The sequence below is a fragment of the Micromonospora sp. NRRL B-16802 genome, from assembly GCF_001279555.1.
GTDB lineage: Bacteria > Actinomycetota > Actinomycetes > Mycobacteriales > Micromonosporaceae > Micromonospora > Micromonospora profundi.
The window spans coordinates 237,320-257,418 of sequence record NZ_LGEB01000053.1; the positions used below are offsets into that span (position 1 = coordinate 237,320).

20 protein-coding genes are annotated in these 20,099 nt (G+C 70.4%); 13 read left to right on the forward strand and 7 right to left on the reverse strand.

What is annotated here, in order from left to right; genetic code table 11:
* The first annotated feature begins 60 nt into the window (after positions 1–60).
* From ADK66_RS11395 to ADK66_RS11405, 3 genes are read left to right on the forward strand one after another with little or no spacing between them, the layout of a single operon-like run.
* Positions 61–861, forward strand: coding sequence for a hypothetical protein (locus ADK66_RS11395; protein ID WP_053654996.1), 801 nt, complete (start codon positions 61–63; stop codon positions 859–861).
* 30 nt (positions 862–891) lie between these two features.
* Positions 892–1,092: a hypothetical protein gene (locus tag ADK66_RS11400; protein ID WP_197281488.1), complete on the forward strand. Its 201-nt coding sequence runs from the start codon at positions 892–894 to the stop codon at positions 1,090–1,092.
* Positions 1,092–1,475 carry a type II toxin-antitoxin system death-on-curing family toxin gene (locus ADK66_RS11405; RefSeq protein WP_053655000.1) on the forward strand — a complete coding sequence of 128 codons (384 nt, stop codon included), beginning with the start codon at positions 1,092–1,094 and terminating at the stop codon, positions 1,473–1,475. The genes ADK66_RS11400 and ADK66_RS11405 overlap by 1 nt, the downstream gene beginning before the upstream one ends.
* A gap of 16 nt (positions 1,476–1,491) precedes the next feature.
* Here ADK66_RS11405 and ADK66_RS11410 read toward each other — a convergent pair whose 3' ends face one another.
* Together ADK66_RS11410 and ADK66_RS11415 are read right to left on the reverse strand one after the other, a co-directional pair.
* Entirely contained in the window at positions 1,492–2,175 is a 684-nt protein-coding gene (locus tag ADK66_RS11410) for a response regulator transcription factor (protein ID WP_053654192.1), read from the reverse strand.
* Between the two features lie 22 nt (positions 2,176–2,197).
* The gene (locus ADK66_RS11415) at positions 2,198–3,481 is read right to left on the reverse strand and encodes a cell wall metabolism sensor histidine kinase WalK (protein ID WP_053654194.1); all 1,284 of its coding nucleotides are present in this window, start codon (positions 3,479–3,481) and stop codon (positions 2,198–2,200) included.
* A 203-nt stretch (positions 3,482–3,684) separates the two neighbouring features.
* On the opposite strand from ADK66_RS11415, the gene phoU reads away from it, so the two are divergent.
* Positions 3,685–4,338, forward strand: coding sequence for a phosphate signaling complex protein PhoU (phoU, locus tag ADK66_RS11420; RefSeq protein ID WP_053655002.1), 654 nt, complete (start codon positions 3,685–3,687; stop codon positions 4,336–4,338).
* Positions 4,339–4,398: 60 nt separating this feature from the next.
* Here phoU and ADK66_RS11425 read toward each other — a convergent pair whose 3' ends face one another.
* Positions 4,399–5,166 carry a phosphoglyceromutase gene (locus ADK66_RS11425; RefSeq protein ID WP_053654195.1) on the reverse strand — a complete coding sequence of 256 codons (768 nt, stop codon included), beginning with the start codon at positions 5,164–5,166 and terminating at the stop codon, positions 4,399–4,401.
* A gap of 153 nt (positions 5,167–5,319) precedes the next feature.
* Between ADK66_RS11425 and ADK66_RS11430 the strand changes: the two genes are divergently transcribed.
* Complete coding sequence (locus ADK66_RS11430) at positions 5,320–6,600, forward strand: MFS transporter (RefSeq protein WP_053654197.1); 1,281 nt, start codon at positions 5,320–5,322, stop codon at positions 6,598–6,600.
* A 109-nt stretch (positions 6,601–6,709) separates the two neighbouring features.
* Positions 6,710–7,993 carry an MFS transporter gene (locus ADK66_RS11435; protein ID WP_053654199.1) on the forward strand — a complete coding sequence of 428 codons (1,284 nt, stop codon included), beginning with the start codon at positions 6,710–6,712 and terminating at the stop codon, positions 7,991–7,993.
* Positions 7,994–8,378: 385 nt separating this feature from the next.
* Here ADK66_RS11435 and ADK66_RS11440 read toward each other — a convergent pair whose 3' ends face one another.
* The 3 genes from ADK66_RS11440 to mshA form a co-directional block, all read right to left on the reverse strand.
* On the reverse strand, positions 8,379–9,209 hold the full coding sequence (locus ADK66_RS11440; protein WP_369814784.1) for a hypothetical protein: 831 nt from the start codon (positions 9,207–9,209) through the stop codon (positions 8,379–8,381).
* A gap of 425 nt (positions 9,210–9,634) precedes the next feature.
* Complete coding sequence (locus ADK66_RS11445; RefSeq protein ID WP_053655004.1) at positions 9,635–10,150, reverse strand: YbjN domain-containing protein; 516 nt, start codon at positions 10,148–10,150, stop codon at positions 9,635–9,637.
* 57 nt (positions 10,151–10,207) lie between these two features.
* On the reverse strand, positions 10,208–11,572 hold the full coding sequence (gene mshA / locus ADK66_RS11450) for a D-inositol-3-phosphate glycosyltransferase (RefSeq protein ID WP_053655006.1): 1,365 nt from the start codon (positions 11,570–11,572) through the stop codon (positions 10,208–10,210).
* A 216-nt stretch (positions 11,573–11,788) separates the two neighbouring features.
* On the opposite strand from mshA, the gene ADK66_RS11455 reads away from it, so the two are divergent.
* Positions 11,789–12,556, forward strand: a complete 768-nt coding sequence (locus ADK66_RS11455) for an SDR family oxidoreductase (RefSeq protein WP_053655008.1) — start codon at positions 11,789–11,791, stop codon at positions 12,554–12,556.
* A 25-nt stretch (positions 12,557–12,581) separates the two neighbouring features.
* A complete protein-coding gene (locus ADK66_RS11460) occupies positions 12,582–13,373 on the forward strand; it encodes a hypothetical protein (protein ID WP_053654202.1) in 792 nt (263 codons plus the stop codon).
* 25 nt (positions 13,374–13,398) lie between these two features.
* Here ADK66_RS11460 and ADK66_RS11465 read toward each other — a convergent pair whose 3' ends face one another.
* Positions 13,399–14,481 carry a UDP-N-acetylmuramate dehydrogenase gene (locus ADK66_RS11465; protein WP_255353029.1) on the reverse strand — a complete coding sequence of 361 codons (1,083 nt, stop codon included), beginning with the start codon at positions 14,479–14,481 and terminating at the stop codon, positions 13,399–13,401.
* 69 nt (positions 14,482–14,550) lie between these two features.
* Here ADK66_RS11465 and ADK66_RS11470 point away from each other — a divergent pair, with 69 nt between their 5' ends.
* From ADK66_RS11470 to ADK66_RS11490, 5 genes are all read left to right on the forward strand, one after another.
* The gene (locus ADK66_RS11470; RefSeq protein WP_053654207.1) at positions 14,551–15,312 is read left to right on the forward strand and encodes a maleylpyruvate isomerase family mycothiol-dependent enzyme; all 762 of its coding nucleotides are present in this window, start codon (positions 14,551–14,553) and stop codon (positions 15,310–15,312) included.
* A 192-nt stretch (positions 15,313–15,504) separates the two neighbouring features.
* On the forward strand, positions 15,505–16,812 hold the full coding sequence (locus ADK66_RS11475; protein ID WP_053654209.1) for an ABC transporter substrate-binding protein: 1,308 nt from the start codon (positions 15,505–15,507) through the stop codon (positions 16,810–16,812).
* A 70-nt stretch (positions 16,813–16,882) separates the two neighbouring features.
* On the forward strand, positions 16,883–17,878 hold the full coding sequence (locus ADK66_RS11480; protein WP_053654211.1) for a carbohydrate ABC transporter permease: 996 nt from the start codon (positions 16,883–16,885) through the stop codon (positions 17,876–17,878).
* A complete protein-coding gene (locus ADK66_RS11485) occupies positions 17,875–18,708 on the forward strand; it encodes a carbohydrate ABC transporter permease (protein WP_053654213.1) in 834 nt (277 codons plus the stop codon). Before ADK66_RS11480 ends, ADK66_RS11485 begins: the two co-directional genes overlap by 4 nt.
* Positions 18,705–20,084: a GH1 family beta-glucosidase gene (locus ADK66_RS11490; protein ID WP_053654214.1), complete on the forward strand. Its 1,380-nt coding sequence runs from the start codon at positions 18,705–18,707 to the stop codon at positions 20,082–20,084. Before ADK66_RS11485 ends, ADK66_RS11490 begins: the two co-directional genes overlap by 4 nt.
* Positions 20,085–20,099 lie beyond the last annotated feature (15 nt).

Consider the following 20,099-nt stretch of genomic DNA (forward strand, 5'->3'; position numbering starts at 1 on the left):
CACGTTTGCGTGGCTCGGCAGCCCATGGCCTACACCGGGCGTACGCTGGGCCGGGTGACGATGGAGCTCCGCGTGCTGGTGGACGATCCGGGCGACCCGCGTAGCCGCGAGGTGCCGCTGGACTTCCCCCGGGAGTGGATCGAGTTCGCCGACCCGGCGGACGACAACCACCTGATCCGCGCCGACCTGACCTGGCTGCTGTCCCGCTGGACCTGCATCTTCGGCCAGGGCTGCCACGGCATCATCGCCGGCCGGTCCGCAGACGGCTGCTGCTCGCACGGGGCCTTCTTCACCGACTCGGACGACGAGAAGCGCGTCCGCAGCGCTGTCAAGCGGCTCACCCCGTCGACCTGGCAGCATTTCCGGCGCGGCTTCAAGAGTTGGACCGACCAGGACACGATCGACGGCAAGAACCCGGCCCGCCGCACCGCCACCCAGGGCGCGGAGGGGCCGTGCGTCTTCCTCAACGACGCCGACTTTCCCGGCGGCGGTGGCTGCGCCCTGCACGGTCAGGCGCTACGCGACGGCGTGCACCCGTTGGAATACAAGCCGGACGTCTGCTGGCAGTTGCCGATCCGGCGCGATCAGGACTGGGTCAAGCGGCCGGACAACACGAAGGTGCTGGTCTCCACGCTTGCCGAGTTCGACAGGCGGGGCTGGGGTGCCGGCGGGCACGACCTGGACTGGTGGTGCACCTCCTCGACGGATGCGCACGTCGGCACCGAGCCGATGTACCTGTCGTACGGGCCCGAGTTGACGGCGCTCATCGGTGCGGCGGCGTACGAGCGGCTGGCCGAGCTGTGCGCGGCCCGGGTGAAGCAGGGCATGATCGCCCCGCACCCCGCCGACGAACCCAGCTGATCTTGGTAGCAGAGTTGCTACCATTCGCTCATGGCCATGACGCTTCGGCTTGACGACGAACGCGAACGGCGACTCCGCCTTGTCGCCGACGAGGAAGCGCGCTCCATGCACGCGGTAGTCGTCACCGCGATCGACGAGTACCTGGCGCGGCGCAACGCCAAGGAGTTCGACGACCTCGCTGACGAGATCATCGACCGCCACGCCGCGCTGCTCGCCCGCCTGGCTGAGTGATGGCGGAGGTCCGCTACCCCACGCTCGCCGACGTGGCACGCATCGCCCGCAAGCTCGGCGTCGGCATCAGAGACGCCGGCCTCGTGGAGTCGGCTGTGGCGCGGTCGAGGGCGAGCGTGTTCGGGGAGGATGCCTACCCCGACCTGTGGACCAAGGCGGCGGCCCTGCTGCACTCCCTGGTCAACAACCACCCGTTCATTGACGGCAACAAGCGGATCGGCTGGATCACGGCGATCGCCTTCCTGCTGCAGAACCGCGCCGTCACCATTGCCCAGCTCGACGAGATGGATCAGGACGCCGCGTACGATCTGGTGATCAGCGTGGCGGAGAGTCGGCTGACAGAGGTCGCCGAGATCTCCGCCGCCCTGCGCAAGCTGTTCTGACCTGAGCGGCTGTCGATCACGGCTCGAACTTGTAGCCCAGCCCTCGCACGGTGACGATGAAGCGCGGCGCGGACGGCTCCGGCTCGATCTTGGAGCGCAGCCGCTTGACGTGCACGTCGAGCGTCTTGGTGTCACCGACGTAGTCGGCACCCCAGACCCGGTCGATGAGCTGGCCCCGGGTCAGCACCCGGCCCGCGTTGCGCAGCAGGAGTTCCAGCAGCTCGAACTCCTTCAACGGCAACTGCACGTTCCCACCCTCGACGGTGACCACGTGCCGCTCGATGTCCATCCGCACCGGGCCGGCGGCCAGCGTCGGGGCGCCGGATTCGGCCACCTCCGGGCTCTGCCGACGGAGCACCGCCCGGATCCGGGCAACCAGTTCCCGGGGCGAGTACGGCTTGGTGACGTAGTCGTCGGCACCGATCTCCAGGCCGACCACCTTGTCGATCTCGCTGTCCCTCGCGGTGACCATGATGATCGGCACTGCCGAACGCTGCCGGAGCTGCCGGCACACCTCGGTCCCCGACATCTCGGGCAACATCAGGTCGAGCAGGACGATGTCAGCGCCGGTCCGGTCGAACTCGGTGAGGGCGTCGGTGCCGGTCGCGGCGACCGAAACCTCGAAGCCCTCCTTGCGGAGCATGTACGACAGGGCGTCGGAGAACGACTCCTCGTCCTCGACCACCAGAACGCGGCTCAACGGGGGGTTCCTTTCATTGCTGTCAGACCTGCCGTAGCTCGGCCGGACCGGCCTCGATCCCAGCCTGTGGCAGTGTCGCCAGCAGGTCGTCCGGTGGGCTGGCGGGCAACCGGAGGGTGAACGTCGATCCACCTCCAAGAGTGCTCGACACCTCCACCCGACCGCCATGGTTGCTCGCGATGTGTTTCACGATGGCCAGGCCGAGCCCGGTGCCGCCGGTGGCACGCGAACGCGCCTGGTCTGCCCGGTAGAACCGCTCGAACACCCGGTCCACGTCGGTGGGGGCGATACCGATGCCCTGGTCGGCGACCGCGATCTCGACGTGCTCGTCGCCGCCGCGGAGGGTGACCCGCACAGTGGTGTCCTCCCCCGAGTAGTTGATGGCGTTCTCCACAAGGTTCGCCACGGCCGTGGCGAGCTGGGCGTCGCTGCCGTACGCGGTGAGGCCGCGCTCGCCGTCCACCGTCACCTCGACGCCGCGGGCGGCGGCCGTGGTGCGCGTCCGGTCGACCACCTCGGCGATCACCCAGTCGAGCGCCACGGGCTCCGGAGGCGGCTGCGGCTCCGCGCCCTGCAAACGGGTCAGCTCCAGCAACTCCTGCACCAGCCGGCCCAGCCGGGTCGACTCGTGCTGGATCCGTTCGGCGAACCGGCGGGCGGCCACCAGGTCCTCGGAGAGGTCGGGCATCGCGGCGTCGGCCGGTTCGGTGGCGTCCAGCAGCGCTTCGGCGAGCAGTTGGAGCGCCCCGATGGGGGTCTTCAGCTCGTGGCTCACGTTGGCCACGAAGTCACGACGTACCCGGGTCAGCCGGTGCGACTCGGTCACGTCGACCGCTTCCACAGCGATGAAGCCGTTGCCGATACCCATGGCCCGCAGGTGCACGCCGAGCGGGTTCTCCCCCGCGCTGTCGCGGCCCCGGGGCAGGTCCAGCTCGATCTCGCGGCGCACGCCGGTGCGCCGCACCTGGCCCGCGAGGGTACGGATCAGCGGGTGCGCGGCGATCGAGCCCGGGGTGCTGCCGGTACGCAGCAGCCCCATCGCGCGGGCAGCAGGGTTGATCAGCACAGGCACGTCGTCGTTGTCCAGGACCACGACACCGGCCCGGAGCGAGTCGATCGTCCGTCGGCCGAGCCCGGTCTGCTGTTCGTCGGCTATCGCGGGCCTCCCCCTGCTCCATCGGGAGCTCACGCTGCCCGTCGATGTGGTGCGGGCGTCGCGCGCCGGCAGGAACCGGGGCAGCAGGAGACCGGCGACCAGTCCGGCCACCAGCGCCACTGCCACAACGATCGCCACTGCCCACTCCACCCGGCGATCGTAGGGTCATTGTTAACCTGGCTACCACGCAGAACGGGACGAACCACCCTCACTTTCGAAACTGTTCACCCACCGGTCTGGCGTCGTTCATCGTGGTTCATCCGGGATCCGTCAACGCCGCCTACCGTTGGCGTCGCACCTGCTCAGCCCCATGCGCCGACAGCCGTCGGCGGCGACGACCACAGGACGTGATGATGCGCGACGAGTTCCGGGCCGACCTCCAGATCGTCAGCCAACTGCTTGTGGACATGGCGGAGGGCGTCCGCGCCGCCATGCGCCAGGCCACCCGCGCCCTGCTCACCGCCGATCGGCAGGCCGCCGAGACGGTCATCGAGCGGGACGCCGAGATCGACGACCTCTACCGGCACGTCGAGGAGCGGGTGTGTGACCTGCTCGCCCGGCAGGCGCCGGTCGCCTCCGACCTGCGCGCCATGATCACCGCCCTGCACGTGGCGGCCGACCTGGAGCGGATGGGCGACCTCGCCGACCACGTGGCGAAGACAGCGCTGCGGCGGCACCCGTCGCCTGCCGTGCCGGCCGAGCTGCGGGCGATCTTCACCGAGATGGCCGACATCGCCGACCGGATGGCGGTGAAGATCGGCTCGGTGCTGGCCAAGCCCGACGTCGACCTCGCCAGCGAGCTGGACCGTGACGACGACGCCATGGACGAGCTGCACAAGAGCCTGTTCTCGGTGCTGCTCGGCGACGACTGGCCGTACGGGGTGGAGACCGCTATCGACGCCACCCTGCTGGGCCGCTTCTACGAGCGCTTCGCCGACCACGCGGTGAACGCCGGCGAACACGTGATCTACCTGATCACCGGAGAAAGCGCCCCCACAGCCAGCTGAAGTGCAAGGAAGGGCCCCGTGTTATCGCTTTATGCATAACAAGGGGCCCTTCCTAACTTCTTAGCGGCCCTGGTTCGCGACCGCCGCGGCGGCTGCCTTCGCTGCCGTGGGGTCGAGGTAGGTGCCGCCCAGGGTGAGCGGACGCAGCTGCGGGTCGAGGTCGTAGCGCAGCGGGATGCCGGTCGGGATGTTGAGCTTGGCGATCGCCTCGTCGGAGATCTGGTCGAGGTGCTTGACCAGGGCGCGCAGCGAGTTGCCGTGCGCGGCCACCAGCACCGTCCGGCCGGCCAGGATGTCCGGCACGATCGAGTCGTACCAGTAGGGAAGCATCCGCTCGACGACGTCCTTGAGGCACTCGGTACGTGGCATCAGCTCGGTCGGCAGCAGCGCGTACCGCGGGTCGCCCACCTGCGACCACTCGTCGTCGTCGGCGATCGGCGGCGGTGGGGTGTCGTACGACCGGCGCCAGAGCATGAACTGCTCCTCGCCGTACTCGTCAAGGGTCTGCTTCTTGTTCTTGCCCTGCAGTGCGCCGTAGTGCCGCTCGTTGAGCCGCCACGACCTGCGCACCGCGATCCAGTGCCGGTCGGCGGCGTTCAGCGCCAGCTCGGCGGTGCGGATCGCCCGGCGCATCACACTGGTGTGGACGACGTCCGGCAGCAGGTCGTGTTCGCGGAGCAGCACGCCGCCGCGCCTCGCCTCGCCCTCGCCCTTCTCGGTCAGGTCGACGTCGACCCAGCCGGTGAAGAGGTTCTTGGCGTTCCAGTCACTCTCGCCGTGCCGCAGCAGGACCAGCGTCCCGATGGTGGGCCCCTCGCTCGCAGTCATGCGGATCATCCTGCCTCAACCCGGCACGGGACACGCGGCCACCCGTCGTGACGACCACCACGTGAAAAAGCGGGTGACCCGTCGATCGGACCACCACTAGGGTCGTAAGGCGCTACGGTCACTTCGGTCATTACTTGCAAGCGGGGGCACGACGTGTTGACGATGCGGAGCTGGTTCCGGGACACCACCGGCGGCCTCCCCACCACCTTCTGGTACCTGTGGACCGGCACCCTGATCAACAGGCTCGGCTCGTTCGTCCTCATCTTCCTTGCCATCTATTTGACCCAGGAACGCGGCTTCTCCGCCTCCCAGGCCGGCCTGGTGCTCGGCCTGTGGGGCGTCGGTGGCGCGGTCGGCACCACTGTCGGCGGCACCCTTGCCGACCGGTGGGGTCGCCGGCCGACACTGTTCACCGCGCACGTCGGCGCGGCCGCCATGATGATCGCCCTCGGCCTGGCCCGGGACCTCTGGGCCGTGGCACTGGGCGCGCTGCTGCTCGGCCTGTTCGCCGAGGCGGCCCGACCCGCGTTCGGCGCCATGATGATCGACGTGGTGCCGGCGAAGGACCGGCTACGCGCCTTCTCGCTCAACTACTGGGCGATCAACCTGGGCTTCGCCTGCGCCGCCATCCTTGCCGGTCTCGCCGCGCAGGCCGACTACCTGCTGCTGTTCCTTGTCGACGCGGCCACCATGCTGATCACCGCGCTGATCATCTTCATCCGCGTCCCGGAGACCCGCCACGCCGGGCCGACCGTCACGACCGCGAGGGCACCTCGTGGCGCCCTGCGCACGATCCTCGCCGACCGGGTCTTCCTCGGCTTCGTGGTCCTGAACCTGTTCGCCGCGCTTGTCTTCCTCCAGCACATCTCGATGCTGCCGATCGCCATGGGCGACTCCGGTCTGAGCCCGGCCACCTTCGGCTCGGTGATCGCGCTCAACGGCGTCCTGATCGTCGTCGGCCAACTCTTCGTGCCCCGGCTGATCCGGGGCCGCAGCCGCTCGCACGTGCTCGCGCTGTCCGCCGTCGTGATGGGGGTCGGGTTCGGGCTGACCGCGTTCGCCGGCTCCGCCTGGTTCTACGGGCTGACCGTGCTGATCTGGACGGTCGGCGAGATGCTGAACTCGCCGTCAAACGCCACGCTGATCGCCGAGTTGTCCCCGGCCGCGCTACGCGGGCGCTACCAGGGCGTGTTCGGGCTCTCCTGGCAGATCGCCGGGGCCAGCGCGCCGGTCCTCGGTGGCCTGGTCCGCGAACACGCCGGCAACTCCGCGCTCTGGCTCGGCTGCGCAGCGCTCGGTGTGCTGACCGCGGTGGCCCACCTGGTGTCCGGTCCGGCCCGGGAACGGCGAGCCGACGCGCTGCGCCGCTCCGGTGCGGGGCTGGTGCCTGCCGACGCCCGGACGGCCGCACAGCCCGCCGAGGCGACGGCCTGACCCGCGCTGTGACGTACCGCCCATGATCAGCAATACGACTGGCGCGAACGGGCCCGACTTCCTACCGTCCCAGGGAAACGGTTAGGAAACTGAACTGTCGGGAGGTCGGGTGCACGCCCTGCGGCGCTTGTGGAACGACACCGCGGGCGGACTTCCCGCCACCTTCTGGTACCTCTGGGCCGGCCTGCTCATCAACAGGGCCGGCGCGTTCGCCATGCTGTTCCTGTCGCTCTATCTCACCGACGCGCGGGGCGCCAGCGAGTCGCTGGCCGGCACTGTGGTCGGGGCGTACGGAGCGGGCGGGGCGGCAGGCGTGCTGCTCGGCGGGGTGCTTGCCGACCGGTGGGGCCGACGGTCCACCCTGGTCGCCGCCCACCTGGCCACCGCCGCCCTGATGGTGGCGCTGGCCTTCAGCCGGCCCCTGCTGTTGATCGCGGTGCTGTCCGCGCTTGTAGGCGTGGTGCACTCGATGCCCAGCCCGGCGTTCGTCGCGGCGATCGTCGACGTGGTGCCCGCGCAACGCCGCTCGCGTGCGTTCAACCTCCAGTTCTGGGCGTTCAACCTGGGTATGGCGGTGGCCTCACTGCTCGCCGGGGTCCTGGCCGAGGCGAGCTTCACAGCGCTGTTCCTGGTCGACGCGGGTGCCACGCTTACCGCCGCGGTGCTCATCGCCTGGAAGGTCCCGGAGACCCTGCGACGGGCCGCTGCAAGCGTCGACCTCCGGCCACCGGCCGAGTCCGCCCGAGCCCGGCGTCCCGGCCTGCGTACCGCGCTCACCGACCGGACCTTCCTGGTCTTCGTCGGTCTCACATTCGTGCTGGCCGTACTCACCATGCAAACCTCGACGATCATGCCGCTGGCGATGCGCGCGGACGGTCTCGGCCCATCGGCGTACGGGGTGGTGGTGGCCCTGGGCGGCGCGCTGATCGTGCTGGGGCAATTGTTCGTGCCCCGGCTGATCGACAGGCACCGCAAGGACGTCGTCCTGGCGGTCTCGACCGCTCTGCTCGCTGTCGGTTTCGGCGTGCTGGCCGTGGCCGACGTGCTGGGCGTCTACCTGGCCGCCGCTGCGGTCTGGACGGTCGGCTCGATGCTCGCCGCCCCACCCAACGCGCAGATCAACGCGGATCTGGCGCCACCGCAGCTACGCGCCCGGTATCAGTCGGTCTTCTACCTGACGTTCCCGGCGGCGGCGTTCGTCGCACCCACGCTGGGCGGGGTGAGCCTGCAACACCTCGGCGACGGGCACTGGCTGATCGTGGGCGGGCTGGGCCTGCTTGCCGCACTTGGGCACCTGCTGGCCGGGCCGCACCGGGAGCGCCACGTCGCCGCGCTGCGCCGGGCCGCCGGCCTGGAGCCGGCTCCGGCCGTGGACCACGCGCCGGCCCGCTGACCTCACCAAATGGGAGTACGAACACGCAAAGCGCCCACCATGCCCCGAAGGTCATGGTGGGCGCCCGCTGGTGGGGCCGGCGGCGGCGGGCAACACTCACCCCCGTAAGCATCGCCCGCTCACGCCGCCGGTCCAAACAGGTGGGCACCGTCCCCCAACGGTAGATCCACCCGTTCCTCGCATCTCGCCTGGTGCACGGATCTGATCGATCCGCCGCTCCCCCGAACGTTTCCAAGCGCGACGCGGTGCAATAAAGCTAGTTCGCCCGGATTCTGGATTCAACCCAACTGGATGTCTCGCCCGTCACAACTGGCGGGTATCCCCCAGTCGGGGGTCACCGTCTCTGGCAACCGCCGCATACCCCTCGGGCATTCCCGCAAACACCTCAGCCGTCTTCCCGATCGGGTGACTCGGTCCGGAAGAAGTTGCTCTGCCGGCCGTCGCGCATCTGCTCCTGATAGATCAGGTTCAGCCGGCGCAGATCGAAGGTGTGGAACCACTGGTCCCAGGTGATCTCGCGAATCTTGCTGCTCTCGCGATAGCCGGGGATGTTGAAGGTCAACACACCCGCCCGGCCGTCCCGCTCGGTGCCGGCGATGGTGGCCGGCTTCGCGCCACGCTCCCGTGCCCAGCGCTGGATCACCTCGTGGTTCGCGGTGATCAGACTGCGCCCCGGGCGCTCCGGCCGGTCCGCGATCGACGAGATCACCTGCGAGCTGCGGACCGACCGACCGGTGCCCCGCCCGGTCCGGATGCCACCGGCCGCCGTACCGCCGCCGGCCGGACGGCTCGCGGCAGCACGCTTCGCGGGCGCCGCACGCTTGGCCGCCGGTCGCGCCGGTGCCTTACGCGCGGTACGGGCCGCGGACGTCTTCGCCCCGGCGGTGGACTTGGCTCCGGCCGCCTTCCTGGCCGGGGCCGTCTTGCGCGCCGCCGCCGGCTTCGACGCGGCAGCAGTGGTACGCGCTGTCGTCGACTTCCGCGCCGCAGCAGTGGTACGCGCTGTCGTCGACTTCCGCGCGGCGGTCGTCTTCTTGGCGGCGGCCCGCTTCGCGGGGGCGCTCTTGTTGGCCGGCGCGGCCTTGGCGCGGCTGGGTGCCGCCCTCGACGCCGACTTCTTCGTCGCGGCGGCCCGCCCGGCCGACGCCCTGCTGCCGGTGGCCCGACCAGCCGGGCCGGTGCTGCCCCGGGCCGCGCCACCGCGTTCGGAACGCAGCGAGCGCCCCAACTGTTTCACCAGATCGGGCTTGCGCAGTGCGGAGATCCCGGAGATCCCGCGTTTGCGCAACTGGCCGCGGATGTCGTCCACCCGCATCCGGGAGATCTCCGACTCGGAGACCCCTGGAGTATTCGGCGTCTGGTTGCCGGCCCGCCGTTTGGTCCTGGTCGCAGTCCCGCCGCGACCTGAGCTGTTCCGCTGAGCCATGGGATGCTCCGCTCCTCGACACTCCGTCCTCGGCGCGCGGGGGTCCCTGTGCCGTACCGCGCGGTGCGGCATACCCGTCAGGAGCAGTCCGAACCACAGACAACCGGCGGGCTGGAATCCGGGTCATCAGGCCAGGCGGAAACGGGCGTCGGGCCAGGCGGAAACGGGCGTCGGGCCAGGTGGAAAACGGGTGCCGGGCCGGACGGAAGCGAGCGTCAGGCCGGGTCGGGACCGGTGCCGGACGGTTCGAAGAGGTGGGCGAAGGCGGCCAGGTTCGCTGTCGACTCGCCGCGCTTGACCCGCCACTCGTACTCGCGCCGGATGGAGCTGCCGAAGCCGATCTCCAGCATCGTGTCGAACGACTCGTCGGAGTACGTGAGCACCGCGCCGAGCAGCCGGTCCAGTTCGTCGGCGTCCACACCGGCCGGGTTGACCCGCCCGGTCAGATACACGTCGCCGACCTTGTCGGTGGAGAAGGAGACGCCGTACATCCGGGCGTTGCGCTGCAACAGCCAGGCCCACAGCTCCTCGCGGCGCTCGTCGGGCTGGCGCATCACGAACGCCTCGATCCGCAGCGCGTGCTCCCCGACGATCAGGTTGCAGATCGTCTTGAGCTTGTGGGTGCCTGGCAGGGTCACCGCGTACGAGCCGGGGCCCGTCGATTCCCACACCAGGTCACGCTCGGCGCACACCGACTCGATCAGGGACGCGAGATCGCTTTTCGGGCTCACCGGACCCACTCTACGACCGGCCGGGGCGGCGCACCCGATGAGAGCCGGTGCCCTCGATCACCAGGAGCAGGACAGCGCCGGGTCACCCGCCAGGTCGGCGGCGAGCCGTGCGCGGCGCGCGGCGACCGCCTCGCCGTAGACGTCGAGCAGGCCCGAGACCGTGCGATCCCAGGAGAAGTGCCGGGCGTGCTGTTCGGCGCCCCGGCCGAGCACCGCCCTGCGGGCCCGGTCGGGAAGCAGGCGGGCCAGCGCGCGGGCCCAGTTCACCGGGTCGTGCCCGTCGATGAGCACCCCGCTCACCTGGTCCCGTACGGCGGTGACAAGCCCGCCGACGGCTGCGGCCAGCACCGGCGTACCGCAGGCCTGTGCCTCGAGCGCGACCAGGCCGAAGGATTCGTTGTGCGACGGCACCGCGACCAGGTCGGCGGCCCGGTACAGGGCCGGCAGGTCGTCGCCGGTGCGCGGCGGCAGGAAGCGGATCCGGTCGCTGACTCCCAGCGTGCTGGCCAACTCGATAAGTGCCGTCGGCCGGTCCAGACCGCTGCCGCTGGGCCCTCCGCAGATTGCGACAGTCACCTGATCGGCCAGGGCCGGGTCACGCTCGCGCAGCGCGGCGACCGCGCGGATCAGCACGTCGGGTGCCTTCAAGGGCTGGATCCGGCCGACGAAGGCCACCAGGTACCCGTCGACGGGGAGCCCGAGGCGGCGACGGGCGGCCTGTGCGGCCACGTGCCGGTCGCCGGGAGCGGGCCGGAACCGTGCCAGGTCGACGCCGGGCTGCACGACGGCGACCTGGCTGGGGTCGGCGTCGTACCGCTCGACCAGGTCGCGGGCCTCCACGCGGGTATTGGCGACCAGGCGGTCCGCCTCCGCGACCACCTGCTCCTCGCCGATCACCCGGGCCTTGGGCTCCGGACGATCCCCGGCCGCGAGCTGGGCGTTCTTGACCTTCGCCAGGGTGTGCGCGGTGTGCACCAGCGGCACTCCCCAACGTTCCTTGGCCAGCCAACCGACCTGCCCGGAGAGCCAGTAGTGGGAGTGGATCAGGTCGTAGTGACCGGGTGGCCGGGATGCCTCGGCGCGCAGCACCCCTGCGGTGAAGGCGCAGAGCTGGCCGGGCAGTTCCTCCTTGGTGAGCCCTTCCAGGGGGCCTGAGGTGATGTGCCGGACCTGCACACCGGGGGCCATCTCGGTCACCGGGGGAAGGTCACCAGAGGTTGCCCGGGTGAAGATCTCCACCTCGACGTTGGCCTCGGCGAGCCGCCGGGCGACCTCCAGGATGTAGACGTTCATCCCGCCGGCGTCGCCCGTGCCGGGCTGGTGCAGCGGGGAGGTGTGTACGGACAGGGTGGCGATCCGACGCGGCCGGGGCCACGGTCGAGCACCTCGCTGACGACCGACACCGGTGTGCACTTCCGCCACGTCCGCTCCCTCTGCCACGGTCAACGTCGTCTCGCACGACCGGCGCATCTCGGTCAACCTGTACGCCGGATGTCATCTTCCCCACCCGACCACGGAAATTCGCCGGCACGGGCCCCGGGCGTGACGGACCTCATCACGGCCGCCTCTGTCCGGTCCGGTCCCGCCCGTGTCGACGCCGGACCGGAGCGGAGCGGACGGGCGCGCGACAATGAACGGATGACCTCTGTCGCCATCGTCACCGGAGCGTCCAGCGGGATCGGGGCGGCCACCGCCCGCCGGCTCGCCGCCGACGGTTTTTACGTGCTCGCCGCCGCCCGCCGCACCGACCGGCTCGCCGGTCTGGTCACCGAGATCACCTCCGCCGGCGGTCAGGCAACCGCGGTGACCTGCGACGTCACCTCGGACGAGTCGGTAGCCGGGCTCGCCGAGGCGGCGGCGCGGGCACCCGGGCCGGTCACCCTGCTGGTGAACAACGCCGGCGGCGCGCGCGGTCTCGACCCGGTGGAGTCCGGCTCCGTCGACGACTGGCAGTGGATGTACGACGTGAACGTGCTCGGCACGCTGCGGGTGACCCAGGCGCTGCTGCCGGCGCTGGAGGCGTCCGGTTCGGGGACCATCGTCGTGGTCTCCTCCACTGCCGGGCTGACGGTGTACGAGGGCGGTGGCGGGTACACCGCCGCGAAGCACGCGCAGACCGCCATCGCGGGAACGTTGCGGCTGGAGCTGTGCGGCCGGCCGCTGCGGGTGATCGAGATCGACCCCGGGATGGTGAAGACAGACGAGTTCGGGCTGGTCCGCTTCGAGGGCGACGCGGACCGGGCGGCTGCCGTCTACGCAGGGGTTCCCGATCCGCTTGTCGCCGAGGACGTGGCGGACTGCATCGCCTGGTGCGCCACCCGCCCCGAGCATGTGAACGTGGATCGGCTGGTGGTACGGCCGAGGGCGCAGGCCGCGCAGCACAAGGTGCACCGCGTCAACCCGTGAGGCGCACGGTCGTCGGGAGGTCACGATGAGCGGGACGGCGCGACGCCGGCCGCTCGGCGTTGTCACCCGGGGCACCACGAACCCGAACCGGCTCCGCCGGGTGGACAACTGGATCGTGGCCACCTGCGCCGACCGGCTGCGGGCTGCGGCCGACCCGCTCGTGGTCGACCTCGGCTTCGGTGCCACCCCGGTGACCGCCGTGGAGCTGCGGGCACGGTTGGCCGCGGGCGTCCGTCCGGACGTACGCCTGGTCGGGCTGGAGATCGATCCGGCCCGGGTGGCCGCCGCGACGCCGGCCGCCGACCCGCCGGGCCTGACCTTCGCCCGGGGTGGCTTCGAGCTGGCCGGGTTGCGGCCGGTGCTGGTCCGCGCGTTCAACGTCCTGCGACAGTACGACGAGCGCGAGGTGCCCGAGGCGTGGCGGACGATGACCGCCGCCCTCGCCTCTGGCGGCGCGCTCGTGGAGGGCACCTGTGACGAGCTGGGCCGGCTCGCGAGCTGGCTGCTGATCGACGCCGAAGGCCCGCAGACGCTGACAGTGGCCGCGAAACTCACGACCCTGGGCAGCCCCGCCGAGCTGGCCGAACGCCTGCCCAAGGTGTTGATCCACCGCAACGTCCCGGGTGAGCCGGTGTACGACCTGATCGGCGCGTTGGACGACGCCTGGCGTGCCGCCGCCCCCTACGCGCCGTTCGGGCCGCGTCAACGGTGGCTGCGAGCCGTGGCCCAACTGCGCGAGACGGGCTGGCCCGTCCTCCACGGCCCGCACCGCTGGCGCCACGGCGAGCTGACCCTCCCCTGGCCACCGCGCGGCTGACGGGACGGCCGCGCCGGGATGGTTGTCAGAAGGCGCAGTTGATGAGGACCGGCTCGGGGTGCAGGGTCACGCCGAAGCGGGCGTGCACAGCGTCGCGGATGGTGCCGGCCAGGGTGAGCAGGTCGCTGGTGCTGGCGGTGCCGCTGCGGTTGGTGAGGGCGAGGGTGTGCTTGCCGGAGATGGCAACACCACCCGGGCCGGGGTGACCCTTCTCGAAGCCCGCCTTGTCGATCAGCCAGGCGGCGCTCACCTTGACTGTGTCGTCGCGTCCGGGCCAGGCCGGTGGGTCGCCCAGGTCGGTGGCGCGTTCCCGGAGCAGCTCGTACGTCGCCCGGTCGAGCACCGGGTTGGTGAAGAAGGAGCCGACCGAACGGGTGTCCGGGTCGGCCGGGTCGAGCACCATGCCCTTGCCGGCGCGCAGCCGCAGCACCGCCGCCCGCGCGTCGGCAAGAGGCACCTGGTCGCCCACCTCGACACCGAGCGCCCGGGCCAGCTCGGCGTAGCGCACCGGGCCGGAGAGCGGTGACCGGGTGAGCCGGAAGTCGACCGACAGCACGATCCAGCGGTCCTGGTACTTGAAGATGCTGCCCCGGTAGGCGAAGCCGCATTCGCCGGCGGGGATCATCTGGCGGGTGCCCTCGGCGCGGTCGTACACCTCGACCCCGGTGATCGTCTCGGCGACCTCCTGGCCGTACGCGCCGACGTTCTGGATCGGGGTGGCCCCTGTCGCGCCGGGGATGCCGGAGAGGCATTCCAGGCCGGCCCAGCCGTTGGCGACGGTGGCGGCGACCAAGTCGTCCCACGGCTCGCCTGCTTCGACACGTACGGTGACGGTTTCGGTGTCCTCGGCGACGACCCGCAGGCCCCGCGAGCGCACCAGCACGACGGTGCCGGGGAAGCCGGCGTCGCCGATCACCACGTTGCTGCCGCCGGCCAGGACCAGGACCGGGTCGCCCGCGTCCCGGACCGCCCGGACGAGTTCGTCGGCGTCCTTCGCCGCTACGATCCGCCTGGCCGGCCCGCCCATCCGCAGCGTGGTGTGGTGGGCCAGTGGAACCGGGATGGCACGATCGGTTTCGGTTGTCGGCTGGGCATAGGCGTCTGACACGTATCTCACCTTAGGCTGATGTGCAGCCGCAGCACCCATTGGTCGCTCGGCACCCCCGGGAGGATGGCGATGAGCAGACTGCAGGGCAGCAAGGATTTCTGGATTGGGGCACTCCGGACCGAGGGTCCGGCCTTCGCTGCGGCGGTCGCCGAGGCGCCGCCGGAGACACCTGTGCTGTCCTGTCCCGGCTGGACGGTCGGTGACCTCACCCTGCACCTCGCCGGGATCTACCACTGGGTGGGTTCGTTCGTCGGGACGGGCGAGACGAGCGCGCCGCCGCCCCGCCCGCAGCCGCCGGAGATACCGCCGGGTGTGAGTCCGCTCCAGCTCTGGCAGCAGGGGTACGACCAGCTGATCACCCGGTTCGACGGGCTCGACCCGGAGGCGCCGGCGTGGAACTGGGCGCCGCAGCCGAAGAGGGCGGGCTTCTGGCCGCGCCGGATGGCGCACGAGACGGCTGTGCACCGCTGGGACGCCCAGCTCGCCATCGCCTCTGGTGAGCCGATCGAGGCGAAGCTGGCGGCCGACGGGGTGAGCGAGGTGCTGGACACCTGGCTGCCCGCGGGCCGGCGGCGGACGCCGGGCGGCTGGCACGGCGTGGTGCAGCTGACGTCGACCGACGCGGAGCAGCAGTGGTATCTGCGGCTGCGCGGCGAGGGGGTGGCGCTGCTGGACACGGCGACCATCTTCGACCACGACGACCATCACGCCCGTGCGCAGGTAAGCGGCACCGCGAGCGACCTGCTGCTTGCGCTCTGGGGGCGGGTCAGCTTCGAGACGCTCGACGTGGCAGGGGATCGCGCGCTGCTGGAGGGCCTGCGTACCCGCTGATCTGGTAACGGGCCGACCTGGCTCGACGAGGGCGCCACCGGTCCCGGTGGCGCCCTCGTCGCATGTCGGGATCGATTCGGACAACCGAGAGAGCGCTCTCTTGACAGCGGGTCGAGGACCCACCACCCTGTCGTGAGAGCGCTCTCTTGGCTACCGCCATCACCTGACCACCTTGAGAGAGGTCCATATCCCATGGCTGTCTTCCCACGCCGCCGCCTCGCCGCGGTGGCCCTCGTCGCCGCCACCGCCCTTCTCGTCACCGCCGGCTGCGGCGGTGGCGACGACGCCGAAGGAGACGGGCCGATCACGCTTACCGTCGACGTCTTCGGCCAGTTCGGCTACGAACAGCTCTACCAGGACTACATGGCCGCGAACCCCGGCGTGAAGATCGTCGAGCGGGGCACCGGCACCAATCTCGACGAGTACTCACCGAAGCTGACCCAGTGGCTCGCCGCCGGCCGGGGCGCCGGTGACGTGGTGGCCATCGAGGAAGGCCTCATGGTCGAGTACAAGGCGAACCCCAACAACTTCGTCAACCTGCTGGACCACGGCGCCGCCGACCTCAAGGGCAACTTCCTCGAGTGGAAGTGGAACGCCGGCCTGACCGCCGACGGCAAGCAGCTCATCGGCCTCGGCACCGACGTCGGCGGCATCGCCATGTGCTACCGCAAGGACCTGTTCGAGAAGGCCGGCCTGCCCACCGAGCGCGAGGCCGTCTCCAAGCTGTGGCCGACCTGGCAGGACTACATCGCCACAGGCGAGAAGTTCGTCGCCGCGAAGACCGGTGCGTCCTTCCTCGACGCGGCCACCAACACGTTCAACACCATCCTGCTCCAGACCGCCGGCAACACCACCGGCTACAGCTACTACGACACCAGCGACAACCTGGTCGTCGACAGCAACCCGGCCATCCGGCAGGCCTGGGACACCACTATGGACATCGTCGACTCGGGCCTCTCCGGCAAGTACGGCTCCTGGTCCGAGGAGTGGGTGTCCGCCTTCAAGCAGTCGAAGTTCGCCACCATCGCCTGCCCTGCCTGGATGACCGGGGTCATCGAGAGCAACGCCGGCACTGGCGCCCAGGGCAAGTGGGACATCGCCAAGGTGCCCGGCAACGGCGGCAACTGGGGCGGCTCGCACCTCGCCGTACCGAAGCAGAGCAAGCACCAGGCCGAGGCAATCGAGCTGGCCAAGTTCCTGACCAGCGCCAAGGGCCAGATCGGCGCGTTCAAGGCCAAGGGCCCGCTGCCCTCCTCGCCGCAGGCGCTCGACGACCCGGCGATCTCCGGCGCGACGAACACGTACTTCTCCGGAGCGCCCATCGGCTCGATCTTCGGCGCGGGCGCGAAGAGCCTCAAGCCTGTCTACATGGGCCCCAAGAACCAGGCCGTACGCACCGAGGTGGAGAACGCCGTGCGGACCGTGGAACTGGGCCAGCGCAGCCCGGCGCAGGGCTGGACGGACGCGGTGACGAACGCCAAGAAGGCCGCCGCCAAGTAGCCCGAACGAGCGTGTGTGCGGGCCTCCGTCCGCCGGAGGCCCGCACACACGGCGAAAGGAGTTCCCGGGCATGACCGTCCAGCTCGACGCCCGCCCGCCGGCCGCACCGGCAACCGGGCCCCGCCGCCGATCGACGGGTCGGCTCAGCCGGCTCGACACCCGCTACTCGCCGTACCTCTACATCGCCCCGTTCTTCCTGCTCTTCGCGGTCTTCGGGGCCTACCCGCTGGTGTACACCTTCTGGGTCTCGCTGCACGACTGGGACCTGCTCGGCACCGACCACCCGTTCGTCGGCGCGGAGAACTACACCCGACTGCTCGCCGACGCCGACTTCTGGCACGCACTCGTCAACACGATGGGCATCTTCGTGATCTCCACAGTTCCGCAGTTGCTCGCCGCGCTCTGGCTGGCCAACCTGCTGAACCGGGGACTGCGCGGGCGCACCGGCTGGCGGATGGCGGTGCTCGTCCCGAACGTCACCTCCACCGCGGCCGTGGCGATCGTGTTCGGGGTGCTCTTCGGCCGCGAGTTCGGCATGATCAACTGGATGCTCGACCTGGTCGGGGTGGACGCGATCGAGTGGAAATCCAACCGGCTCGCCTCCTGGGTGGCCATCTCCACGATGGTCGACTGGCGGTGGACCGGCTACAACGCGCTGATCCTCCTTGCCGCGATGCAGGCCATCCCCCGCGACCTGTACGAGGCGGCGGCGATCGACGGCGCCGGTCGGGCCCGACAGTTCTGGTCGGTCACCGTGCCGATGCTCAAACCGACGATCCTCTTCTGCACCATCATCGCCACCATCGGCGGGTTGCAACTCTTCACGGAGCCCCGGATGTTCAACTCCGGCACCAACCCGATCCGCGGTGGACCGCTGCGTGAGTCGCAGACCCTGACCATGTACATGTTCGAGAACGCATTCGCGCCGCACTACAACTTCGGGTACGGGTCGGCTGTCGCCTGGCTCCTCTTCGCGCTCATCGCGGTTGTCGCGGCTGTCAACGTGCTGGTGCTGCGCCGGCTGGGCGGGGCCCGGCCGGGCGCCCGGAAGGGAGTCACCCGATGAGCCGGCTCTGGCGGGCCAGCCCGCTCACCTACCTGGCCCTTGTGGTCGCCGCCGGCCTGTCGGTCTTTCCGATCTGGTGGATGTTCGTCGTCGCCAGCCGCACCAACGACGCGATGGGCCAACTGCCGCCGCCGATCACCCCCGGCGGCAACCTCGGCGCGAACATCTCCCGCCTCTTCGACAACACCGACGCGTACTTTCTGACCGGCCTGATCAACTCGACCGTCGTGGCCACCACGGTGACCGTCTCGGTGGTGTTCTTCTCCAGCCTGGCCGGTTTCGCCTTCGCGAAACTGCGGTTCCGGGGTCGCAACGCGCTGCTGCTGGTGATCATCGCGACGATGATGGTGCCGACCCAGCTCGGCGTGATTCCGCTCTACATGCTCATGAGCAAGCTCCAGTGGAACGACCGGCTGCCCGCGGTGATCGTCCCGGTGCTGGTCACCGGGTTCGGGGTGTTCATGATGCGGCAGTACGCCGGCCAGGCGATCAGCGACGAACTGATCGAGGCGGCCCGGATGGACGGCTGCGGGACCGCCCGGATCTGGTGGCACGTGGTGGTGCCCGCGCTACGCCCGGCCGCCGCGGTCCTCGGTCTGCTCACGTTCATGACCACCTGGAACGACTTCCTGTGGCCGTACGCTGTGCTGAACGACCCGGCGAACCCCACAGTGCAGCTCTCCCTGCGAGCGCTGTCGGACGGCTACTACCAGGACATGTCGCAGGTGTTCACCGGGACGGCCATCGCGACGCTGCCCCTACTGCTGGTCTTCGTGCTGTTCGGGCGGCAGATCATCGGTGGGATCATGGAAGGTGCGGTCAAGGCGTGAACGAACTCCGGTTTCCCGAGCATTTCCTCTGGGGAGCGGCCACCGCCGCGTACCAGATCGAGGGCGCCGCCCGCGACGACGGACGCGGCCCGTCCATCTGGGACACCTTCAGTCGCACACCGGGCAAGGTCTACCAGGGCCACACCGGTGACGTCGCCTGCGACCACTACCACCGGTACGCCGACGATGTGACGATCATGGCCGAGCTGGGGCTGCGGGCGTACCGGTTCTCCGTGGCCTGGCCCCGGATCCAGCCCGACGGCACCGGCCCGGTCAACACGCGCGGGCTGGACTTCTACGACCGGCTGACCGACACCCTCCTCGCCAGGGGAATCGATCCGATCGTCACCCTCTACCACTGGGATCTGCCGCAGTCCCTCGGCGACCGTGGCGGCTGGACCAACAGGGACACCGCCGAGCACTTCGCCACGTACGCCACCGCCGTGTACGGCCGCCTCGGCGACCGGGTGGACGTGTGGACCACGCTCAACGAGCCGTGGTGCTCGGCGTACCTCGGCTACGGCAACGGTGTGCACGCGCCGGGCGAGCAGGACCCGGCGGCGGCGTTCACCGCCGTACACCATCTGCTTCTCGGGCACGGCCTGGCGGCGCGGGCGCTGCGGTCGGCCGGGGCACGCAGCGTCGGCATCACGCTCAATCCGGCCGACGTGCGGCCGGCGGACCCGCAGAGCGCTGCCGACGCCGCCGCTGTCCGCCTGGTCGACGGCCTGCACAACCGGATCTTCCTGGACCCGTTGCTGGCCGGCGGCTACCCGGACGACGTGCGCGAGCACGTGGCTCGCATCGTCGAGCCGACGTTCATCCGCGACGGCGACGAGAAGCTGATCGCCGCCCCGATCGACCTGCTCGGGATCAACTACTACCAGCCCGGTTACGTCGCCGGTCGGCCCGACGGCGAGGGCAACGCCGCGTACCCGGGCACCGAGGGCGCTGTGCACTTCCTGCCGCCGACCGGGCCACTCACCGACATGGGTTGGATGATCGAGCCCGCGGGGCTGACCCGGCTTCTCGAACGGATCGCCACCGACTATCCCGGGGTGCCGCTGCTCATCACCGAGAACGGCGCGGCGTTTCCCGACAAGCCCGGCGTCGAGCAGGCCGGCGGGCCGGGGCAGGTGATCGACACCGACCGGATCGCGTACCTCGACGGGCACCTGCGCGCCGCGCACGAAGCGATCTCCCGGGGGGTGGACCTGCGCGGTTATCTCGTATGGTCATTCCTGGACAACTTCGAGTGGGCGGAGGGTTACCGCAAGCGGTTCGGGATCGTGCACGTCGACTACCTGACCCAGCGGCGCACACCGAAGGCCAGCGCCCGGTGGTACCAGGAGGTGATCTCCCGGAACGGGCTGTGACGAGCGGGGGTGGGG

Bases quoted from the DNA above. Each gene is read 5' to 3' on its own strand.
- ADK66_RS11480 (WP_053654211.1), top strand. From the start codon at position 16,883: ATGACCGTCCAGCTCGACGCCCGCCCGCCGGCCGCACCGGCAACCGGG.
- ADK66_RS11475 (WP_053654209.1), top strand. From the start codon at position 15,505: ATGGCTGTCTTCCCACGCCGCCGCCTCGCCGCGGTGGCCCTCGTCGCC.
- phoU (WP_053655002.1), top strand. From the start codon at position 3,685: ATGCGCGACGAGTTCCGGGCCGACCTCCAGATCGTCAGCCAACTGCTT.
- ADK66_RS11425 (WP_053654195.1), bottom strand. From the start codon at position 5,166: ATGACTGCGAGCGAGGGGCCCACCATCGGGACGCTGGTCCTGCTGCGG.
- ADK66_RS11395 (WP_053654996.1), top strand. From the start codon at position 61: ATGGAGCTCCGCGTGCTGGTGGACGATCCGGGCGACCCGCGTAGCCGC.
- ADK66_RS11400 (WP_197281488.1), top strand. From the start codon at position 892: ATGGCCATGACGCTTCGGCTTGACGACGAACGCGAACGGCGACTCCGC.
- ADK66_RS11485 (WP_053654213.1), top strand. From the start codon at position 17,875: ATGAGCCGGCTCTGGCGGGCCAGCCCGCTCACCTACCTGGCCCTTGTG.
- ADK66_RS11405 (WP_053655000.1), top strand. From the start codon at position 1,092: ATGGCGGAGGTCCGCTACCCCACGCTCGCCGACGTGGCACGCATCGCC.
- ADK66_RS11470 (WP_053654207.1), top strand. From the start codon at position 14,551: ATGAGCAGACTGCAGGGCAGCAAGGATTTCTGGATTGGGGCACTCCGG.
- ADK66_RS11460 (WP_053654202.1), top strand. From the start codon at position 12,582: ATGAGCGGGACGGCGCGACGCCGGCCGCTCGGCGTTGTCACCCGGGGC.
- ADK66_RS11455 (WP_053655008.1), top strand. From the start codon at position 11,789: ATGACCTCTGTCGCCATCGTCACCGGAGCGTCCAGCGGGATCGGGGCG.